Annotated in this window: 15 protein-coding genes and 3 rRNA genes; 6 read left to right on the top strand and 12 right to left on the bottom strand. The window is 61.5% G+C overall.

Translation table 11 applies throughout. The features are described 5' to 3' along the window. Nucleotides 1–8 precede the first annotated feature (8 nt). Nucleotides 9–665 (bottom strand): FMN-dependent NADH-azoreductase, encoded by a 657-nt coding sequence (locus tag NY08_RS00880; protein WP_045194383.1) that lies wholly within the window; start codon nucleotides 663–665, stop codon nucleotides 9–11. 74 nt (nucleotides 666–739) lie between these two features. On the opposite strand from NY08_RS00880, the gene NY08_RS00875 reads away from it, so the two are divergent. After that, nucleotides 740–1,102, top strand: a complete 363-nt coding sequence (locus NY08_RS00875) for a helix-turn-helix domain-containing protein (RefSeq protein WP_045194380.1) — start codon at nucleotides 740–742, stop codon at nucleotides 1,100–1,102. 15 nt (nucleotides 1,103–1,117) lie between these two features. Here NY08_RS00875 and NY08_RS00870 read toward each other — a convergent pair whose 3' ends face one another. Together NY08_RS00870 and NY08_RS00865 are read right to left on the bottom strand one after the other, a co-directional pair. After that, on the bottom strand, nucleotides 1,118–1,438 hold the full coding sequence (locus tag NY08_RS00870; protein WP_032393530.1) for a hypothetical protein: 321 nt from the start codon (nucleotides 1,436–1,438) through the stop codon (nucleotides 1,118–1,120). A gap of 230 nt (nucleotides 1,439–1,668) precedes the next feature. Further along, complete coding sequence (locus tag NY08_RS00865) at nucleotides 1,669–2,439, bottom strand: hypothetical protein (protein ID WP_045194378.1); 771 nt, start codon at nucleotides 2,437–2,439, stop codon at nucleotides 1,669–1,671. A 186-nt stretch (nucleotides 2,440–2,625) separates the two neighbouring features. Between NY08_RS00865 and NY08_RS00860 the strand changes: the two genes are divergently transcribed. Further along, nucleotides 2,626–2,910, top strand: coding sequence for a GNAT family N-acetyltransferase (locus NY08_RS00860; protein ID WP_045194376.1), 285 nt, complete (start codon nucleotides 2,626–2,628; stop codon nucleotides 2,908–2,910). 3 nt (nucleotides 2,911–2,913) lie between these two features. On the opposite strand, the gene NY08_RS00855 is transcribed toward NY08_RS00860, so the two are convergent. The 7 genes from NY08_RS00855 to NY08_RS00825 all read right to left on the bottom strand — a co-directional run bounded on the left by NY08_RS00855 (nucleotide 2,914) and on the right by NY08_RS00825 (nucleotide 12,312). After that, nucleotides 2,914–3,129, bottom strand: coding sequence for a hypothetical protein (locus NY08_RS00855; RefSeq protein WP_045194373.1), 216 nt, complete (start codon nucleotides 3,127–3,129; stop codon nucleotides 2,914–2,916). Nucleotides 3,130–4,365: 1,236 nt separating this feature from the next. Continuing rightward, nucleotides 4,366–4,482, bottom strand: a 5S ribosomal RNA gene (gene rrf / locus NY08_RS00850). Nucleotides 4,483–4,615: 133 nt separating this feature from the next. Next, nucleotides 4,616–7,770 (bottom strand): 23S ribosomal RNA (locus tag NY08_RS00845). A 359-nt stretch (nucleotides 7,771–8,129) separates the two neighbouring features. Beyond that, nucleotides 8,130–9,647 (bottom strand): 16S ribosomal RNA (locus NY08_RS00840). Together the 16S, 23S and 5S rRNA genes form the textbook arrangement of a ribosomal RNA operon. Before the next feature lie 450 nt (nucleotides 9,648–10,097). After that, nucleotides 10,098–10,499, bottom strand: coding sequence for a RidA family protein (locus NY08_RS00835; RefSeq protein ID WP_032395088.1), 402 nt, complete (start codon nucleotides 10,497–10,499; stop codon nucleotides 10,098–10,100). Continuing rightward, on the bottom strand, nucleotides 10,496–11,293 hold the full coding sequence (locus NY08_RS00830) for an IclR family transcriptional regulator (RefSeq protein ID WP_045194371.1): 798 nt from the start codon (nucleotides 11,291–11,293) through the stop codon (nucleotides 10,496–10,498). The genes NY08_RS00835 and NY08_RS00830 overlap by 4 nt, the downstream gene beginning before the upstream one ends. Beyond that, nucleotides 11,290–12,312, bottom strand: coding sequence for a sugar kinase (locus tag NY08_RS00825; RefSeq protein WP_235387053.1), 1,023 nt, complete (start codon nucleotides 12,310–12,312; stop codon nucleotides 11,290–11,292). The genes NY08_RS00830 and NY08_RS00825 overlap by 4 nt, the downstream gene beginning before the upstream one ends. A gap of 125 nt (nucleotides 12,313–12,437) precedes the next feature. Here NY08_RS00825 and NY08_RS00820 point away from each other — a divergent pair, with 125 nt between their 5' ends. Genes NY08_RS00820 through NY08_RS00805 form a run of 4 tightly spaced genes read left to right on the top strand, consistent with a single transcriptional unit; the run spans nucleotide 12,438 to nucleotide 17,422 of the window. Continuing rightward, nucleotides 12,438–13,721, top strand: coding sequence for an alanine racemase (locus tag NY08_RS00820; protein WP_082073658.1), 1,284 nt, complete (start codon nucleotides 12,438–12,440; stop codon nucleotides 13,719–13,721). Nucleotides 13,722–13,734: 13 nt separating this feature from the next. Beyond that, on the top strand, nucleotides 13,735–15,348 hold the full coding sequence (locus tag NY08_RS00815) for an N-acyl-D-amino-acid deacylase family protein (protein ID WP_045194366.1): 1,614 nt from the start codon (nucleotides 13,735–13,737) through the stop codon (nucleotides 15,346–15,348). Between the two features lie 5 nt (nucleotides 15,349–15,353). Continuing rightward, on the top strand, nucleotides 15,354–15,983 hold the full coding sequence (locus NY08_RS00810) for a bifunctional 4-hydroxy-2-oxoglutarate aldolase/2-dehydro-3-deoxy-phosphogluconate aldolase (protein WP_094630839.1): 630 nt from the start codon (nucleotides 15,354–15,356) through the stop codon (nucleotides 15,981–15,983). Continuing rightward, nucleotides 15,980–17,422: a GntP family permease gene (locus NY08_RS00805; protein WP_045194362.1), complete on the top strand. Its 1,443-nt coding sequence runs from the start codon at nucleotides 15,980–15,982 to the stop codon at nucleotides 17,420–17,422. Before NY08_RS00810 ends, NY08_RS00805 begins: the two co-directional genes overlap by 4 nt. A 64-nt stretch (nucleotides 17,423–17,486) precedes the next feature. Here the strand turns inward: NY08_RS00805 and NY08_RS00800 are convergent, their stop codons facing one another. Together NY08_RS00800 and NY08_RS00795 are read right to left on the bottom strand one after the other, a co-directional pair. Continuing rightward, nucleotides 17,487–18,596, bottom strand: coding sequence for a hypothetical protein (locus NY08_RS00800; protein ID WP_045199482.1), 1,110 nt, complete (start codon nucleotides 18,594–18,596; stop codon nucleotides 17,487–17,489). Nucleotides 18,597–18,666: 70 nt separating this feature from the next. Next, nucleotides 18,667–19,848 carry an NAD(P)/FAD-dependent oxidoreductase gene (locus NY08_RS00795; RefSeq protein WP_045194360.1) on the bottom strand — a complete coding sequence of 394 codons (1,182 nt, stop codon included), beginning with the start codon at nucleotides 19,846–19,848 and terminating at the stop codon, nucleotides 18,667–18,669. Nucleotides 19,849–19,882 lie beyond the last annotated feature (34 nt).

Below are 19,882 nucleotides of genomic sequence, written 5' to 3'. Positions count from 1 at the left end.
CTCGGCGCTCACCTGGTGGTTGCTCCACCCAATCGCAACGCAAGATCGTCGACGGCGGAGAACGCCGCCTCGAGATTGGCTCGTGCCTGCGGAATCTGCGGTGCGAGCGCCGGCACCCGCTCGGCGAGCGTCAAGTCGACCGGGACGAAGTGGACGTCCATCCCCAGCGCAACTCCGAGCACCTGTCGCAGTTGCGCGGTCGTGTGGTCGGAGGATGCGTTGTCGGTACCGGGGGTGTAGTCGTTTCCCCGACTGGTCACCACGACCACGGGCTTGCCGACGAGAGGTGCCGTGTCACTGTCGAACGGAACAGTGACACCCGGAACGTGTACGTAGTCGATCCATGCCTTCAGGGTCGACGGGATCGACCAGTTGTACATCGGCGCGCCGATCAGCACCGCGTCGGCCGAGATCAGTTCCTCGATCAGTTCGACCTGCAACGCCTCGGCGGACGGCTCCACGATTTCGTCGGCGGTTCGCAGGCGAGGTGCCCAGTGCAGCGCCGAGGTGGGTAGGTGGGGCAACGGACTCGAATGCAGGTCTCGATGGATCACCGAGTGGTCGGTGCCGATGCCATGCCAGGCGTCCGAGAAGCGGGCCGTCACCCGACGGCTTATCGAACGATCCGGGTCGGCGGACGAATCGAGGTGCAACAACTGTGGCACTGGAACACTCCTCACATGCTGGGTGCTCCGAGCCTATGCGTACCGACGCCTGCGCCCACTCCTATCCTGGACGAATGGACTTCCGATTCGTCATGCCTGCTCTCGAGTCGCGATCGGCCAACTCGTTGGCGGCAGTCGTTCACGAGCGAAACGGAGCGGACGTCGACCTCAGAATCGGCGGTTCGGAGGTTCGACTCGACGACGCATCACGCAGTGCGGTCTTGGAACTTCTGACCCAACTCTCGACCGGCCGGGCGGTGGCCATCGGAACCGTGGACGAGTTGCTGACCACTTCGCAAGCTGCCGAGGTCCTCGGTGTCTCCGACACTTACGTCAGACGGTTGGCCGACGCGGGCGACCTATCGATCGAAATGCGCGGCACGCACCGACGATTCAGGCTCGAAGACCTTCTGCGACAGCGTGATCGATTCCGGTGAGGGTACGCGTTGCCGTCACCCTGCCTCGCGTTCGATGTGCTGGGACTGGACGGTCATGAGATCGCGAAACGCCTGCCCGGCAGCCAGCCAGAGTTGTTCGGAGTCGATGTAGTCCACCCCTCTGATTTCGACATCGCCCAGGTACGCGCCGACGTCGACCGACAACATTCCGATGACCGAAGAGACGTCGGCATCGAGATATGTGGATTGGGTGTTCTGCAGCTCGCGGAACTGAGCAGAGAAGAACTCGGCCGGGATTCTCCGATCGACGAACTGGGCGATGAGGAACAGAAAACGGGACGCATGGGCCGTGCCCGTCCGGAAGGAATGTTCCATGGTGAAAACCTCTCCCCACGGTCGACAGCACCCCTCGCACTGTCGACCGTTGAGCTCGCTGGTACCCGAATTTCGATGCGCGGACGAACTCTCGAACATCGATTCGACCTAGGGGCTAAAGCAGGGAGCTCATCCTACCAGCGCTAGGTTAATCGGACCTTTGTCCCGTTTTTGCCGGATAGGCCAATTTGGTGAGCAATCACAACAGAGCAGTCGTGCGCTGTGGTTTCCTACTGAAACGATCCCAACGGAGCTCGATCCGGAGTGTCCAGCTGCCAGAACTGCCAACCGTCGCGCTCCTCGACGTCCCCACTGATGTGCGTGGCTACCGCACTGGCGGCGACGGAAGGATTGTCGAACCGTCGACCCTCCATCGGCCCTGCGGTGATCTCGAGCCGTTGCGTCTCGGGGTCGTAGCGGCCGCTCAGCCGATAGCCCTCGCAGTCGGCAACGACGCGTACTCGGTTGTCCACAACTTCCTCTTCGACGGCCGCCTTGGCCGACTTACGAGGCGTCTTCACCCGTGGAGTACGAACCCACGTCTGTTCGGGTCCGAGATCGACCGTTGTGTCCAAGGTTGCACTCAGACCGAGCAGGTCCCAACGCTCACTGCCGTGCAGCACTCTGTCCACCGCGATTGCATGATGCCCTGTCCTGGTACGGAGGGGCGAGTCCTGGACCCACAGGTCTACTTCTCCGCGAATGTCGGTGGCCATCTCCTCGGACGAGACCATGTAGAAGCGCGGCTCTTCGTTCGCGAGATCGACGAACACCCAGTACGAGGATCCAGTGTCGTCACTCTCGAGAGATTCGTCCTGCCTGCGGGCTTTCCAGTCACCCGTCACCTTGGATCGCACTCGGACTATGCACGAGGAACTACCGTCCATGGACCAGACCTGCACGGGATTACGCCGCGACGTCGTCAGCCGCTCTGCGCGACCACCGCGCTGAGCGACGGTTCGAATGAATGCCTTGATTCCCCGGTCGGATGTGTCTTCCACGGATTGCCACCTTCAGCCTCGAGAGCGCCCCGTACTTATGAAGAGCGGTGTTGCGACGGGTGGCGCTCGCACGACTCGGTTTCTCTCACCCTACTGCGTCGATGCGTGCTCGAGTAACCGCAGAACACTCCACGGGACGAGTGCCGGTTACGGTGGTGACACCGAACTCGGCGAGGAGGTACCACCATGACTGTCGAGATCACCCATGACAGTGCCGACCATCGATTCGAGATCCATGTCGATTCCGAATTGGCGGGCTACTCGGAATACCTGGAATCGGACAGTTCCAGAACGTTTCATCACACTGTGACGCTTCCGCAGTTTCGCGGCCGAGGACTTGCCGCTGCGCTCACCGAATTCGCTCTCGACGACACCAGCACGCAGGGACTCCGCGTTGTCCCTACGTGCTGGTTCGTTCGCGACTTCATAGCATCCGCGGGTGATCGCTACTCACATCTGGTGGAGACCTGACTGTCACCGGCTGGACGACATCACCCCGATGCCGATCTCGGAGTCCGATTCGCAGTGGTTCGAGGCCACCGATCCCATGGCCTCACTCTCACGTGAATCCAATTCTGCGACAACTGCTTCGGCAGCTCTTTCTTCCGCCACCCGACGCCGTTCGTAATTCTGCACACCACGCGCGACGCGTTGTCGGTGTTCGTTCAGGATCTGTTCGTAGTGGTACATCTGTTCTCCTACAACAAAAGTGGACGCCGGACACAGGGCATTGTTGTGCGGCGAAGTATTGGTCAGATTGCGAAATCGGGTCAACCGATTAGCACCGATTGGGCCGAAGGCCTACTCAGAGAGCATAATCGGCGACCATGGCAAACCGCGTGCAGACAACTCGACGGCGTGCGCAATCCATTTCTGCTGCCATTATCCACCTCCACGGTCTCTGCGATGTGCCTGTGTCACGATCATGCACGGCCGCCGCCCCGAACTCCACCGATTAAATTCGACGCTCGAGGCGCAGGCGTTGTCGTCCACGAATCAGGTTGGCATAGCGGCTATTTGGCAACCAGTAGGCATTGCGGACGACATAGGCCGACGCAACGAACCGACACACCGTGTACTGCCCGATGAAACTCCCGTCTACTGCCACCGGAGTCGAGGTCGAGAGTCCCAGCTCGCAAACGCGCGCGCGTTCGCGCTCCCGTCGGCAGTCTGCCTCGCGTCACGCACCGGCACCGGAGTTCAGCCCTGGGTGTCCGCAAATGCGCGCGCCTTTGTCGGGTGCGCGGGAAATGGTGGGTGTCCGGGCCGCGATTGTGAGCGCGGTTGGCGACTGCGCGCGCGTTTGTCGCGGGGATGTGGGCTGATGCCGGCTGCGGTGGTGGTGGGTGGTGGTCGGGTCGAGATCGGGTAGGCGCTCGCTGCTGTGCGGTGCTCGACATTTCGCGAATGCGCGCGCGTTCGTCGAGTGCGCGGGGATTGGTGGGTGTCCGGGGTGCGATTGTGTGCGGATGACAACTGCGCGCGCGTTTGCCCCCTGTTGGTGTGGGCTGCTCGGGTCGGGTGGAGGCTGATGCCCGCGTCGGTGGTGGTCGCCGTTCCGCGGATGCGCGCGCGTTCGTCGGGTGCGCGGGAAATGGTGGGTGTCCGGGATGCGATTGTGCGCACGGATGGCGACTGCGCGCGCATTTGTCGCGGGGATGTGGGCTGATGCCGGCTGCAGTGGTGGTGGTGGTGGTGGTTGGGTCGAGATCGGGTAGGCGCGCGCTGCTGTGCGGTGCTCGCCATTCCGCGAATGCGCGCGCGTTCGTCGGGTGCGCGGGGATTGGTGGGTGTCCGGGGTGCGATTGTGTGCGCGCACGGCGTTTGCGTGCGCGTTTGTCGCGGGGATATGGGTTGTTGTGGTTGTGGTTTCGAAATGCAGAACACCCCCGGACCGGGTGGTCTGGGGGTGTTCTGGGAAATTGTGTTCGGCGGTGTCCTACTCTCCCACACCCTGTCGAGTGCAGTACCATCGGCGCTGGAGGGCTTAGCTTCCGGGTTCGGAATGGGACCGGGCGTTTCCCCTCCGCTATGGCCGCCGTAACTCTGCGAAACAGTTACACACGGAACATCAGCGGTGCCACCGGATCTGGATCGGTGACGTACTGGGTTCATTCAATTGTTGTGCTGAAACGTGTGTTGTTTCAGATATTGCACAGTGGACGCGTAGCTTCTTTGTGGTAAGTCCTCGGCCTATTAGTACCAGTCACCTGCACCCATTACTGGGCTTCCAGTTCTGGCCTATCAACCCGGTGGTCTGCCGGGGGCCTTACCCCCTCGAGGGGGTGAGAAACCTCATCTTGGAACAGGCTTCCCGCTTAGATGCTTTCAGCGGTTATCCCTTCCGAACGTAGCCAACCAGCGGTGCTCCTGGTGGAACAACTGGCACACCAGAGGTTCGTCCGTCCCGGTCCTCTCGTACTAGGGACAGCCTTCCTCAAGTTTCTTACGCGCGCGGCGGATAGAGACCGAACTGTCTCACGACGTTCTAAACCCAGCTCGCGTGCCGCTTTAATGGGCGAACAGCCCAACCCTTGGGACCTACTCCAGCCCCAGGATGCGACGAGCCGACATCGAGGTGCCAAACCATCCCGTCGATATGGACTCTTGGGGAAGATCAGCCTGTTATCCCCGGGGTACCTTTTATCCGTTGAGCGACACCGCTTCCACTTGCCGGTGCCGGATCACTAGTCCCGACTTTCGTCCCTGCTCGACTTGTCAGTCTCACAGTCAAGCTCCCTTGTGCACTTGCACTCGACACCTGATTGCCAACCAGGCTGAGGGAACCTTTGGGCGCCTCCGTTACATTTTAGGAGGCAACCGCCCCAGTTAAACTACCCACCAGGCACTGTCCCTGAACCAGATCATGGTCCGAGGTTGAGGTATCCAATACGATCAGAGTGGTATTTCAACAACGACTCCACAGTAACTGGCGTCACCGCTTCACAGTCTCCCACCTATCCTACACAAACCGAACCGAACACCAATACCAAGCTGTAGTGAAGGTCCCGGGGTCTTTTCGTCCTGCCGCGCGTAACGAGCATCTTTACTCGTAATGCAATTTCGCCGAGTCTATGGTTGAGACAGCTGAGAAGTCGTTACGCCATTCGTGCAGGTCGGAACTTACCCGACAAGGAATTTCGCTACCTTAGGATGGTTATAGTTACCACCGCCGTTTACTGGGGCTTAAATTCTCAGCTTCGCCATCACTGGCTAACCGGTCCTCTTAACCTTCCAGCACCGGGCAGGCGTCAGTCCGTATACATCGTCTTACGACTTCGCACGGACCTGTGTTTTTAGTAAACAGTCGCTTCTCACTGGTCTCTGCGGCCCACACCAGCTCACACTGCAAGAGTGATCACCGGCAGGGGCCCCCCTTCTCCCGAAGTTACGGGGGCATTTTGCCGAGTTCCTTAACCATAGTTATCTCGATCGCCTTAGTATTCTCTACCTGACCACCTGTGTCGGTTTGGGGTACGGGCCGTGTAACAACTCACTAGAGGCTTTTCTCGGCAGCATAGGATCACTGAATTCGCCTCAATCGGCTACGCATCACCTCTCAGGCTTAGTGAACGGCGGATTTGCCTACCGTTCGCCCTACAGGCTTACACCAGTACAACCACTGACTGGCCCAGCTACCTTCCTGCGTCACCCCATCGCTTGGCTACTACCAGATCAGGTCCCACGCATCCACCCGCCCCCGCACACCCGAAGGCGTGAAGTAAGCGAGATTCAGGGTGGTTAGTATCACTGATTCACCATGGGCGCGGTTACACGGGTACGGGAATATCAACCCGTTGTCCATCGGCTACGCCTGTCGGCCTCGTCTTAGGTCCCGACTCACCCTGGGCGGATTAACCTGGCCCAGGAACCCTTGGTCATTCGGCGGACGAGTTTCTCACTCGTCTTTCGCTACTCATGCCTGCATTCTCACTCGCGCAGCCTCCACACCTGGATCACTCCGATGCTTCCATGGCTGCACGACGCTCCCCTACCCACCCACACACCTGCACACAGATCCGCAGACCTGCATGGGGCTGTTGTGTGAGTGCCGCAGCTTCGGTGGTGTACTTGAGCCCCGCTACATTGTCGGCGCAGGATCACTTGACCAGTGAGCTATTACGCACTCTTTCAAGGGTGGCTGCTTCTAAGCCAACCTCCTGGTTGTCTTCGCGACCCCACATCCTTTTCCACTTAGTACACGCTTAGGGACCTTAGCTGGCGATCTGGGCTGTTTCCCTCTCGACTACGAACCTTATCGCCCGCAGTCTCACTGCCACGCTCTCACTCACCGGCATTCGGAGTTTGGCTGATTTCGGTAAGCTTGTAGGCCCCCTAGACCATCCAGTAGCTCTACCTCCGGTGAGAAACACGTGACGCTGCACCTAAATGCATTTCGGGGAGAACCAGCTATCACGGAGTTTGATTGGCCTTTCACCCCTACCCACAACTCATCCCCTCAGTTTTCAACCTAAGTGGGTTCGGTCCTCCACGACGTCTTACCGTCGCTTCAACCTGGCCATGGGTAGATCACTCCGCTTCGGGTCTAGAACACGCCACTACACCACACAAGGTGGATACGCCCTATTCGGACTCGCTTTCGCTACGGCTACCCCACACGGGTTAACCTCGCGACATGCCACTAACTCGCAGGCTCATTCTTCAAAAGGCACGCCATCACCAGCCATGACGAATCATGCACCGGCTTTGACGGATTGTAAGCGCACGGTTTCAGGTACTATTTCACTCCCCTCCCGGGGTACTTTTCACCTTTCCCTCACGGTACTAGTCCGCTATCGGTCACCAGGGAGTATTCAGGCTTATCGGGTGGTCCCGACAGATTCACAGCAGATTTCACGGGCCCGCTGCTACTTGGGTATCCACAACGACAGTTGCAATGTTTTCGTCTACGGGACTCTCACCCTCTACGACAGGCCGTTCCAGACCACTTCGACTAACACCACAATTTCTCACTGTCGGCCGATCCGGCAGAATCGACAATGCAAACCCCACAACCCTCCATACGCAACCCCTGCCGGGTATCACACGCACAAAGTTTGGCCTCATCCGCTTTCGCTCGCCACTACTCACGGAATCACTATTGTTTTCTCTTCCTGTGGGTACTGAGATGTTTCACTTCCCCACGTTCCCTCCACACACCCTATATATTCAGGTGCAGGTAACACGACATCACTCGTGCTGGGTTTCCCCATTCGGACACCCTCGGATCACAGCTCGGTTGACAGCTCCCCGAGGCTTATCGCAGCCTCCTACGTCCTTCATCGGCTCCTGGTGCCAAGGCATCCACCGTACGCTCTTCATTACTTACAACAAAGATGCTCGCGTCCACTGTGCAATTCTCAAACAACACACACACCCTCACGTCAACGCCGCCACCAGACAGCCACCCCCACAAGCGAACTCGCAGAAACAACCCGGTATGAACAACCATGAAGGCCTGTATATGTCTTGCCTAGAAAGAAACATGCTTTCGCGTGTTCTCTCAGGACCCAACAGTGCATCGATATAACTCGTTCGGCCACCGGCATTGCCGGCGACACGATGAACGAATTGGTTGTCAGTGTTCCACCCGTGAGCACCGCAGTCCTACATATGAGGACTAAACGGTTTCTGTCGCTGGATCGTCTGCTGACTGTTCAGCAGTGCATCCGAGCGAAGAGGCTCCTTAGAAAGGAGGTGATCCAGCCGCACCTTCCGGTACGGCTACCTTGTTACGACTTCGTCCCAATCGCCGATCCCACCTTCGACGGCTCCCTCCCACAAGGGGTTAGGCCACCGGCTTCGGGTGTTACCGACTTTCATGACGTGACGGGCGGTGTGTACAAGGCCCGGGAACGTATTCACCGCAGCGTTGCTGATCTGCGATTACTAGCGACTCCGACTTCACGGGGTCGAGTTGCAGACCCCGATCCGAACTGAGACCAGCTTTAAGGGATTCGCTCCACCTCACGGTCTCGCAGCCCTCTGTACTGGCCATTGTAGCATGTGTGAAGCCCTGGACATAAGGGGCATGATGACTTGACGTCGTCCCCACCTTCCTCCGAGTTGACCCCGGCAGTCTCTTACGAGTCCCCGCCATAACGCGCTGGCAACATAAGACAAGGGTTGCGCTCGTTGCGGGACTTAACCCAACATCTCACGACACGAGCTGACGACAGCCATGCACCACCTGTACACCGACCACAAGGGGGACCGTATCTCTACGGTTTTCCGGTGTATGTCAAACCCAGGTAAGGTTCTTCGCGTTGCATCGAATTAATCCACATGCTCCGCCGCTTGTGCGGGCCCCCGTCAATTCCTTTGAGTTTTAGCCTTGCGGCCGTACTCCCCAGGCGGGGCGCTTAATGCGTTAGCTACGGCACAGATCCCGTGGAAGGAACCCACACCTAGCGCCCACCGTTTACGGCGTGGACTACCAGGGTATCTAATCCTGTTTGCTACCCACGCTTTCGTTCCTCAGCGTCAGTTGTTTCCCAGAGACCCGCCTTCGCCACCGGTGTTCCTCCTGATATCTGCGCATTTCACCGCTACACCAGGAATTCCAGTCTCCCCTGAAACACTCAAGTCTGCCCGTATCGCCTGCAAGCCCGAAGTTGAGCCCCGGGTTTTCACAAACGACGCGACAAACCGCCTACGAACTCTTTACGCCCAGTAATTCCGGACAACGCTCGCACCCTACGTATTACCGCGGCTGCTGGCACGTAGTTAGCCGGTGCTTCTTCTGCAGGTACCGTCACTCACGCTTCGTCCCTGCTGAAAGAGGTTTACAACCCGAAGGCCTTCATCCCTCACGCGGCGTCGCTGCATCAGGCTTCCGCCCATTGTGCAATATTCCCCACTGCTGCCTCCCGTAGGAGTCTGGGCCGTGTCTCAGTCCCAGTGTGGCCGGTCACCCTCTCAGGTCGGCTACCCGTCGTCGCCTTGGTAGGCCATTACCCCACCAACAAGCTGATAGGCCGCGGGCCCATCCTGCACCGATAAATCTTTCCACCACACACCATGCGGCATGCGGTCATATCCGGTATTAGACCCAGTTTCCCAAGCTTATCCCAGAGTGCAGGGCAGATCACCCACGTGTTACTCACCCGTTCGCCGCTCGTGTACCCCGAAAGGCCTTACCGCTCGACTTGCATGTGTTAAGCACGCCGCCAGCGTTCGTCCTGAGCCAGGATCAAACTCTCCGTAAAAGACTCTCGATCAACAGCCGAAACTGCGAATCAGTCATAAACATAAAGAGTCAAATCACTAGCAAAAAAACTCAACTAGCATTTCAAACAACACCCGACAACAACCACCACAAGCGGATGGCTGATACATCGAATGCATTCACCAAAATAAATTCGGCACTGACATTCATCGACACACTGTTGAGTTCTCAAAGAACACGCACACACCGTCGCTGCCGTTTGCACGGTAACTTCGGGGCTTACACGCTAGAACCCCAGGCATGGCTGATACCATCTCACCTTGCCTGGGTTGTTCAGTGCACACTCCGTACAACCTCGTTGTCCCAGTCCGTGAAGACCGGGTCGGTGTCCGTGTCGCTCTGACTCGACAAAAGTTACGCGAAGACCAACGCTTACGCAAATCGCCTGGTCAGATGTAATTTTCGTGTGAACATCTGCCGCCGGACTCGGTCAGACGATCGCGACGGCGTCGATTTCGACCAACATTTCTTCTCGTGGCAGGCCCGTGAACACTGTCGTGCGGCTCGGTAGGACGTCCCCCGAGGTATGTGCCGACACGAACTGTCCGTAGGCGTCGTTCATGGTGGAGAAGTCTTCGCGCTTGGTCAGATAGACCCTCAGCATGACGACGTCGTCGAATGTCGCACCGCTGGCTTCGACGATGGCCTTGACGTTCTCGAGAGTGCGGGTCGTCTGTGCGGCAACATCGCCTGGGTACAGGTACTCGCTGGTGACCGGGTCGACCGGTCCCTGCCCCGAGACCTGAACGAACGGTCCCTTCCGGACTCCTTGAGAAAAGGTGTGAGCCGGTGCGGGCGCGTCTGTGGTGCGGATTTCGATCTTTTCACTCATTGTGTTCCTTCCGTCGAGCTCTCGTCCTGCGTCTTGCGGTCCTGGGTTTCTCGCGGTCGCCAGCCCAATCCCTCGGAGATCGCGGCCGCGGCGCGCTGTACTTCGGGGAGTGCTGCGAGGACCTGTTGGTGATCGAGCACCATGTCGGGAACAGACATCGACACCGCTGCCACGACCTCGCCGGTTCCGTCGCGCACTGCGCAGCCGATGCAGTTGACGAACGACTCGTGCTCCTCGCGGTCCTCGGCGAACCCCTGCTCGCGCACGAGGTCGAGCTCGCGCAGATAGCGCTCGGCCGTCGTGATCGTTCGTTCGGTGAACGGTGTGTATGTGATGCCGTGTGCAATCTGCGCTCGTTCTGCCTCGGGACGGGCCGAGACCAGAACCTTCCCCACAGCTGTGCAGTGGAGTGGTGCGGGCTTTCCGATTCGCGAGTACATCCGCACACTCTGTTGGGCGTCGAACTTGTCGATATAGATCACGACGCCTGCCTCGTAGGTGGCGAGGTGGACGGTCTGACCGGTGATCGAGTTCAGTTCGGCCAGATGCGGCCGCGCGATGCTCCGAACGTCGCGCTGTTCGAGCGCTCGGTTGGCGAGCTCGAACAGCCTGGATCCGAGCTGATAGCGATTATCCACGTCGTGCTGGACGAATCTGTCGGCTTCCAACGTGCGCAGCAGGCGCAGCACGGTCGTCTTGTGAACCTCGAGGACCGACGCCAACTCGTCGAGTGACCGCGGGCCGTCGCCGAGCAAGCCGAGGAGTGTCATCGCTCGCGCGAGACTTTGACTCACTGCAATACCCCCGAGTGACGCGCGGTGGTGACTGCGTAGTCCAGCCTCGCCCAGTCGGCGTCGTGCAGTTCGGCCAGTTCGATCAGCACCGCCAGGGGCAGCACCGAGGCGATGTCACCGTGCCCGGTCAAGGCACCCGCCGCGCAGAGATGCCCGAACCGAACGCGCTCGACGGAACTCCTACCCAACATCAGTCCGGTCAGATACCCGCCCGCGAACGCGTCTCCGGCACCGATCTTTTCGACTACGTCGAGCTTCAGCGCCGGTACGTCTACCCGAGAGGTTCCCTCGAACGCCGTCACGGTGTGCGCGTCGTTCTTGATCACCAGATGGCGTGGCTGCGGGAACATCTCGCGCAGCTCGGCGGGATCGGATGTGCCGAACACCAGCGCAGCTTCGTCGGCCCCCATGGACACCACATCGCTTCCCCGAACATGTTCCCCGAGCACATCTGCAGCTGCGTCCGGCCGAGACTTCCACAGCGCCGGCCGATAGTTCAGATCGAAGCTGACGACGGTGGGTAGATCCATCAGGGACCTCGTCAGGTCGGCCGCGGTATCGGAGATCGCCACGGTGATCCCGGTGAAGTGGATCAAGTCGGCACGATCAACCAAGGTCGCCGCACGCCCGTCGATGTCTCCCGGCGACAGGGCGCTCGCAGCCGAGCCGGTACGGAAGTACGTCATGGCACTGTCTCCGCACGCGAGGTCGTGTCGATCATCGGAACCCGAGCCGCGTTGCTTTACATACATGCCCGTGGGTCGCGCGTCGTCGACCGTCACACCGGAGGTGTCGACACCTGCCGCGCCCAATTGGCCGACGAGGTACCGGCCGAATCCGTCGTCGCCCACTCTCGAGATCCACGATGCATCGACGCCCAGTTGACCGAACACCCTTGCCACATTGGCTTCAGCGCCACCGGCCGTGCGATGGAAGGTGTCCGAATTCTCCAGTGGGCCAGGCTCGGCGACCAGAACGACGAGGCCTTCGCCTACGCACACCGCTCGTGGTGCTTTCACGTCGATCTCCTCGAACTCTTGCGGGAACGCTGGCTTTCGTTGCAGACTACAAATCATAAACACATTGCGCAACTAGCGTTGCACATTACGCAACGCTTTCGATTTTCGAGACCCAGGAGACGACCGTGATCGACACCGATGCCGTCGAGGCACTCAGCCGGCGAGTGCTCGGACCCGAGCACAAGGCGCTGCCACCCAGGTCGTGGGGGCACACCATCGAGAGCTTTCTCGCCACGTCGCCACGACTCTCCGAGTTCACGACGCCCGTACTCACTCTCGACCGCGCACGCATCGCGTCGAACATCTCGGTCATGGCCGAGTGGACGGCGCGCGCGGGAGTGCTGCTCGCGCCCCACGGCAAGACGTCGATGGCCCCTCAACTGTGGAAACAGCAACTCGATGCGGGAAGCTGGGCGATCACCCTCGCAACGGGATGGCAGGTTCAGGCAGCGCGTGCGTTCGGGGTCGAACGGGTCCTTCTCGCCAATGCCGAGATCGATCCTGTCGCACTGACATGGATTGCGGCCGAACTGGATTCGCATCCGACATTCGAGTTCTATTGCTGGGTGGACAGCGTCGCGACGGTGCACGAGATGGACCGCATCCTGGCGGCGCAGGGAACACGCTCCATCCCGGTCATCGTCGAACTCGGTGGCCCGCACGGTCGCACCGGAGCGCGGACGACCGACGAGGCGATCGCGGTCGCTCGTGCGATCGCGTCGTCGCCGCGGCTGACCCTGGCCGGGGTGGGCGGCTACGAGGGCGCACTCAGCCACGACCGGACCGACAGCGGCCTCGCGGCGGTTCGGACCTACCTCGACAACGTCGCCACCCTTCATCGCGCGCTCGATGCCGAAGGGTTGTACGGCGACCATGCGATCGTGACCGCCGGCGGTAGCGCCTACCAGGATCTGGTTGTCGAGCGGTTGCACTCCCTCACCACCGGCGAGGGTGTACCTACCGACGTGGTGCTGCGCTCGGGTGCCTATGTGGTGCACGACGACGGCTTCTACTCGCAGATCTCACCACTGACTCCCGCCCGCACCGACGCGCCGCTGATGTCTGCGATGCACGGATGGGCTCGGACGGTATCCCGGCCGGAACCCGGTCTCGCGCTGCTCGATGCAGGCAAGCGGGACTTTCCGTTCGACGAAGGTCTGCCGGTCCCCCAGCTGGTTCGAGGAACCGAAACCCTCGATTCCGGTGCCGCGGTCACAGCGCTGAACGATCAACACGCGTTCCTTCGCCTACCGGCCGAGGACGCCGCGGCGCTGCCGGTCGGATCGGTGGTGCGGTTGGGCCTGTCTCACCCGTGCACCGCCTTCGACAAATGGCGTCTGGTTCCCGTCGTCGACGACGCCGATGGCGACGATCCCCGCGTCGTCGATCTCGTGCACACATTCTTCTAGAAAGCCGAAACCCTTGTCCGATATCCTCATTCGAGGTGCCGACGTCATCGACGGCACCGGATCACCACGGCAGCGTCGTGACGTTCTCGTACGCGACGGTCTCATCGCCTCGGTCGCCGAACCCGGCACCGTTCACGGTGCCGACAGAATCGTCGACGCCACCGAGGGGCACGTCCTGTCCCCCGGGTTCATCGACATGCACGCCCATTCCGATCTGCGTCTGCTGACCGACCCCGACCACTTCCCGAAGATCAGTCAGGGCGTCACCACCGAAGTCATCGGACAGGACGGAATCGCCTACGCTCCGATCGACGACGCGACGCTCGATGTGGTGCGGCGTCAGATCGCCGGATGGAACGGCAATCCCGTCGACCTCGACTTCTCGTGGCGTTCGGTCTCGGAGTACCTCGCTCGCCTCGACCAGGGCATCACTCCGAACGCTGCCTATCTCGTTCCCCAGGGAACACTGCGATACCTCGCGGTCGGCCCTGATCAGCGACCTGCTTCGCCGTCCGAGATCGCCCACATGCAGCAGTTGTTGGCACAGGGGCTGCAGGAGGGTGCCGTCGGGATGTCGAGCGGTTTGACGTACACGCCCGGAATGTACGCGGACACAAGCGAATTACGAGCGTTGTGCGAGGTCGTCGCCGACTTCGGCGGGTTCTATGCGCCGCACACGCGGTCCTACGGCGCGGGCGCGCTCGACGCGTATCAGGAGATGCTCGATCTCTCCGAGCAGACGGGATGCGCGCTGCATCTGACTCACGCGACGATGAACTTCGGCGTCAATCGGGGCCGGGCACGCGAGTTCTTGGACCGCGTCGATTCGGCGATCGCGAACGGATGCGACGTCACCCTCGACACGTATCCCTACCTGCCCGGAGCCACCACCTTGTCTGCGCTGCTTCCGAGTTGGGCGATGTCGGGTGGCCCGGACCGCGCGCTGGAACGACTCGACGATCCGGACATGCGTCGACGCATCGCACGAGATGTCGATGTCAACGGGTCCGACGGCTGCCATGGCGTCACCGTCGAGTGGGAGACCATCCAGCTCAGCGGGGTCGCGAACCCCGACCTCGATCGGTACGTCGGACGCACGATGTCCGACATCGCGTCCGAGGCGGGTAAGTCCCCGGTGGACGTGTTCTTCGACTTTCTTCGACGAGACGCGCTGGCCACCACCATCCTGCAGCACGTCGGACACGAGGAGAACGTGCGCGAGATCATGGCGCATCCACGCCATATGGGCGGCAGCGACGCGATCCTGGTCGGCGAGAAGCCGCACCCGCGCGCCTGGGGAACGTTCCCCCGCTACCTGGGTCACTACGCGCGAGACGAGCAGTTGCTGTCACTGGAGGACTGCGTCAATCACCTGACCGGCCGTCCCGCTGAGCGACTCCGCCTGCGCGCCCGCGGCACGATCGCCGAAGGGCACGCAGCCGATCTCGTCCTGTTCGACCCGGCCACCGTCCGCGACACCGCCACGTTCGAGAACCCGAAACAACAGGCCCAAGGCATCAGCCACGTCATGGTCAACGGCGCGTTCGCCATCGACGAGCATCGCCCCACTCATTCTCTGGCAGGCCACGCCCTGCGGATGAACCCCACCGGAAGGCAAACATCGTGAACGCCATGACGACCATTCTCGAGGACCGCACACTGTCGGTGGTGCGCGCCCCGCACATCTCGGATTCTGCTGCGTTGGCAGATGCGCTCGCGCGCGGAGGAATTCGCGCGCTCGAGCTGACCTTCACCACGCCCGGTGTCCTCGCGTTGATCCGCGCGGCATCGGACGCAGGTGCAGTCGTCGGGGCGGGCACGGTCCTGACCGCCGACCAAGCCCGGTCCGCGATCGACGCCGGGGCACACTTCGTCGTGACACCCGGGCTGCGTCCCGACGTTGCCGCGATCGTCACCGACGCCGGGGTCCCGCTGATGATGGGCGCACTCACCCCGTCCGAGGTGATGACTGCCCTCGATCTCGGAGCCGATGCCGTGAAGATATTTCCGGCTCGGACCGTCGGGCCCGCGTATTTCAAGGATCTGCTCGGCCCCTTCCCCGACGCACAACTCGTTCCGTCCGGCGGAGTCAACGCGGGCAACGCTGCTCAGTTCCTGACATCAGGTGCCGTCGCAGTGACTGCAGGTACCGATGTGGTCCCACCGGCGTCGGTCGCGGCCGCCCAGTGGGACGACATCACCGTGCGAGCGCAGGCGTTCGTGGCGGCTATCAGTGCACACATCAAGGAAGGCTCGTCATGAATTCTGTCGTCGACTGGCTCAGGACCTCGACTCCTGGTCTACTCGTACTGTGCGGCATCGCAATTGCCGTGCTGCTCGTAGTCATCATCAAGGTCAAGCTCGAACCGTTCATCGCACTTCTCATCGTCGGCCTCGGATTGGCTCTGGCTGCCGGTTTGCCCGTCAACGAGATAGTCGGCACCGCGATCAAGAGCAACGAGTCACTTCTGGAAACCGGGTTCGGCGGCATCCTCGGGCACATCGCAGTCATCATCGGACTGGGAACGGTCCTGGGGGCGATTCTCGAAAAGTCGGGTGGCGCACAGGCTTTGACCGCCAAACTACTCGGGATCTTCGGCGAACGCGGAGCACCCATCGCAATGGGACTGCTGGGGCTGATCTTCGGCATCCCGGTCTTCTTCGACATCGGCATCTTCGTGTTGGCACCGCTGGTGTACGTGGCGGCGCGTCAAGGCGGAAAGTCGTTGGTGCTCTATGCGCTGCCGATGCTGGCCGGGTTGTCCATGACGCACGCCTTCCTGCCGCCACACCCAGGTCCGGTCGCCCTCGGCGGGTTGCTCGAGGTGAACCTGGGCTGGCTCATCCTGTTCGGATTCATCTGCGGCATACCAGGATTCATCGCCGCCGGCCTGGTCTGGGGTAACTGGATCGGTAAACGCGTCATCGTCGACGTCCCCGAGGACTTCATCAACGACGGCGACGACGCAAGCACCACCGAGAGTGGAGGCGCAGGCACAGTCGCAACCAAGCGCCCGGTCGTCACGACGCCGCCGTCGGTGGGCACGATCGGAGCGATCATTGCCGTTCCACTGGTCCTGATCCTCGGGGCCACGTTCGGCAGCATTCTGCTCGATCCCGGAAACCTCCTCGAAGTACTCACGTTCTTCGGTACACCGGCCGTCGCGCTGCTCATCGCAGTTCTGATCGCGTTCTACGTTCTGGGCATTCGACGCGGATCCACAGTCCAGGAACTCAGCAAGCTGACCGGAGAGTCACTTCGTCCGGTGGGCATGCTGTTGCTGGTCGTCGGAGCTGGTGCGTTCTTCGGGAAGGTCATCTCGGCCACGGGTATCGGCACGGCGTTGGCCGACACCATGGCAGCCGCGGGCCTACCGATCATCGTCTTGGCCTACATCATCAGCTGTGCCCTGCGCGTGGCGCAGGGCTCGGCCACAGTGGCCATCGTGACGACCGGCGGAATCGTCGGACCCCTGGTAGCGGCGCAGGACTACTCGGCTCCTGCCGTCGCGCTCATCGCCATGGCCATCGCGGCGGGCTCGATCATCGCCAGCCACGTCAACGACGGCGGATTCTGGATCATCGCGAAGTTCTTCAACCTCACCGTCAAGCAGACACTGCAGACGTGGACGGTCCTCGAGACCATTCTGTCCGTGGTCAGCTTCGCCGTCGCAGGGATTCTGTTCGCAATCATCGCCTAGAGCCGGTGGCGCGATTCAGTGGCCCGAACGGCAGTGAATCGCGCCTCTGTGCCTGTGGTGTCACTCAGTCGCGCCACTGTGTCCGCACTTGATCACCGACGAAGTGCGTGTTCTCGGCAGACATCTCCCGGCTCCCCGACCGCCCGACGAGGTCGTCGATCCGATCGTCCAGGCTGTGCGCGCGGGCCATCGCGTCGGAGGTGCGTGCCTCGGTCTCCGAGGACTCGACCACGTTCGCGAGCCGAACCAGCGCAGCCACCCGTCCGGTCAACTGTTTCCACACCACTTCCAGTGCGACACGGCGGGATTCGACCTGTGCTGCTGTCTCCTCGTCGACCATCGTTTCACCGATCCGATTCAACTCGTTCGCTACCGTATGCAACGAGGTGGCATCGACCGAGATCTCGGTGAGTTCGACGAACAGGTCCAGCTGTTTGCGTTGGATCTCGAAGTACGTCGACTGCCATGCCGGCGACCGACGCACCCGATCGAACGCCGTGCCGGCAAGGAACAGCAGGGTGTCGTAACGATCGACGAAGCGGTCGTCCTTTCGATCCACGAACTGATCCACTACTCCTGTCGCCCACTCGACCCTGTCGGCCACCGGAGTTCTGCGCGCCAGCGTGGTCACCCGATCCGTGGCCGCGTCCACCAGCGAGAGGCCACGCTCGGCGATCGGGCCGAACTTCTGTGGTGCAGGCGTTCTCGTCAACGCATCGAAGATCGCGTCCCGCTGGTCCAGGTCCAGATGCACACCTTCCCTGCGCTCTTTGCGCGCCGCGCGTACCCCGGTGGCGTAGTGGCGATTCGACATCACCACGGTGGTGCGGTGGTGATTGACTCGTTTGGTCAATTCTGCAGCACGGAGTTTGTACACGAGCGCAGATCCGGGCTTGTTCGTCGTGTCCTTGCCGAGCCAGCGATCGCGCTCGTCCACCAGATTGCGCAGTGCGCCGAATCCTCCGATCGACGGCAGCGAGCGTCCGGCATGCCATCGGCCGACGAGGACTGCTCGGGTGGCCTCGTCCACTCGTCCGGCCGCGATGGCGACAGCCGCCGCGTCGGACAGCTGCTCGGAGCGACCGGGCAGCCGGCAGTCGGCACAGCGGCGATGGACCTCGTCGTCGAACCGGGCACGCTGATCGGCCGACTCACTGCGATCGAACTCGGACATCGTCTCTCCTAGGTCGCGCCGAATCGCCGGCGTCGTCGACGGATCGCTCGCCATCGAGTGTTCCAGAAGGTCAGATAAGTCCGCGCAACGATTGTTCGGTCTGCGGCTTCTTCTCCGCCAACAGGCTGCGCGCCACGTCGAGCCCCTCCCAGACGTTCCACATGAGCACGCCCCGGACGACGGCATCGTCGTCGAGGTAGTAGACGACGCCTTCCTTCCCCACCGATTTCCAGTCCTCGACGACGGTCAGCGTCGTGGACACCGTGCCGATCGCTTGATAGCCGTCGTCGTACACGTCGGAGTAGAAGTACGGGGTGTACGTGTAGGGATCTGCGGCACCGGCCATGTTGCGTCCGGCAGCCTTACCCATCTCGGTCGCATTGTCGACATGCTCTATGCGTCGGCGTCCGAGAATGGCGTCGGGGTAGTTCGCCACGTCACCGGCGGCGTAGACGCGTTCGTCCTCGGTGCGAAGAAACTCGTCGACGATCACGCCGTCGTCGACTGCCAGCCCCGCGGCCTCGGCCAGTTCCGTGTCGGGTCGCACGCCGAGTCCGAACACGACTCCGTCCGCCTCCACGGTCGAACCGTCGTCGAGTTGCAGTTGTACGCGCGCCGACGCCTCGGCTCCGGAAACGACCCTCGTTCCTCTGCGCACGGTCACACCGTGGCCGGCGAAACCCTTGTCGAAGCCGGCAGCCAGGCTCTGCGGAAACATGTGTCCGCCGAGCACGGAGTCCGACGTGACCAGTGTGACCTTCACATCCTGGAGAGACAGCGCAGCTGCGATCTCTGTGCCGATATATCCGCCGCCGACCACGGCGATGTGGTCGGCGGTCTTCGTCAGTTCACGCAGCGCCCGGTAGTCGGCGAAGGTGCGGAAGTACACCACGCGCGGGCTGGGGGTCAGTTCGATGCGCGTCGGCGTCGCCCCCGTTGCCAGGAGCAGCTTTCCGTACTCGTGGGTGTCTCCGGATTCCGTGGTGACCGACGAGTTCGAGCGGTCGACCGATAACACCCGAGTTCCGGTGTGCACCGATGCGTCGGTGTCGGACGTCGTGTCGAGCGAGACCTGATCGCGGCCGAATTCCGGGTCGGTCCACAGCTTCTTCGACAGCGCCGGCCGGGTGTACGGCGCGTCGGGGTCCGCGCCGAGTATTCCGATGGAGCCCGTCGCGTCCTGCTCGCGGATTCCGCGAGCTGCGCTGTCCGCAACCATTCCCCCACCGATGATCAGGTAGTCGTAACGCATCGTTCACTCCTCGAAAGTCGACGTATCCGCTCCA

It is taken from the genome of Rhodococcus sp. B7740 (assembly GCF_000954115.1).
Classification (GTDB): domain Bacteria; phylum Actinomycetota; class Actinomycetes; order Mycobacteriales; family Mycobacteriaceae; genus Rhodococcoides.
Note: the sequence above shows the minus strand (reverse complement) of the source record. Positions and strands in the feature narration are given on the sequence as shown.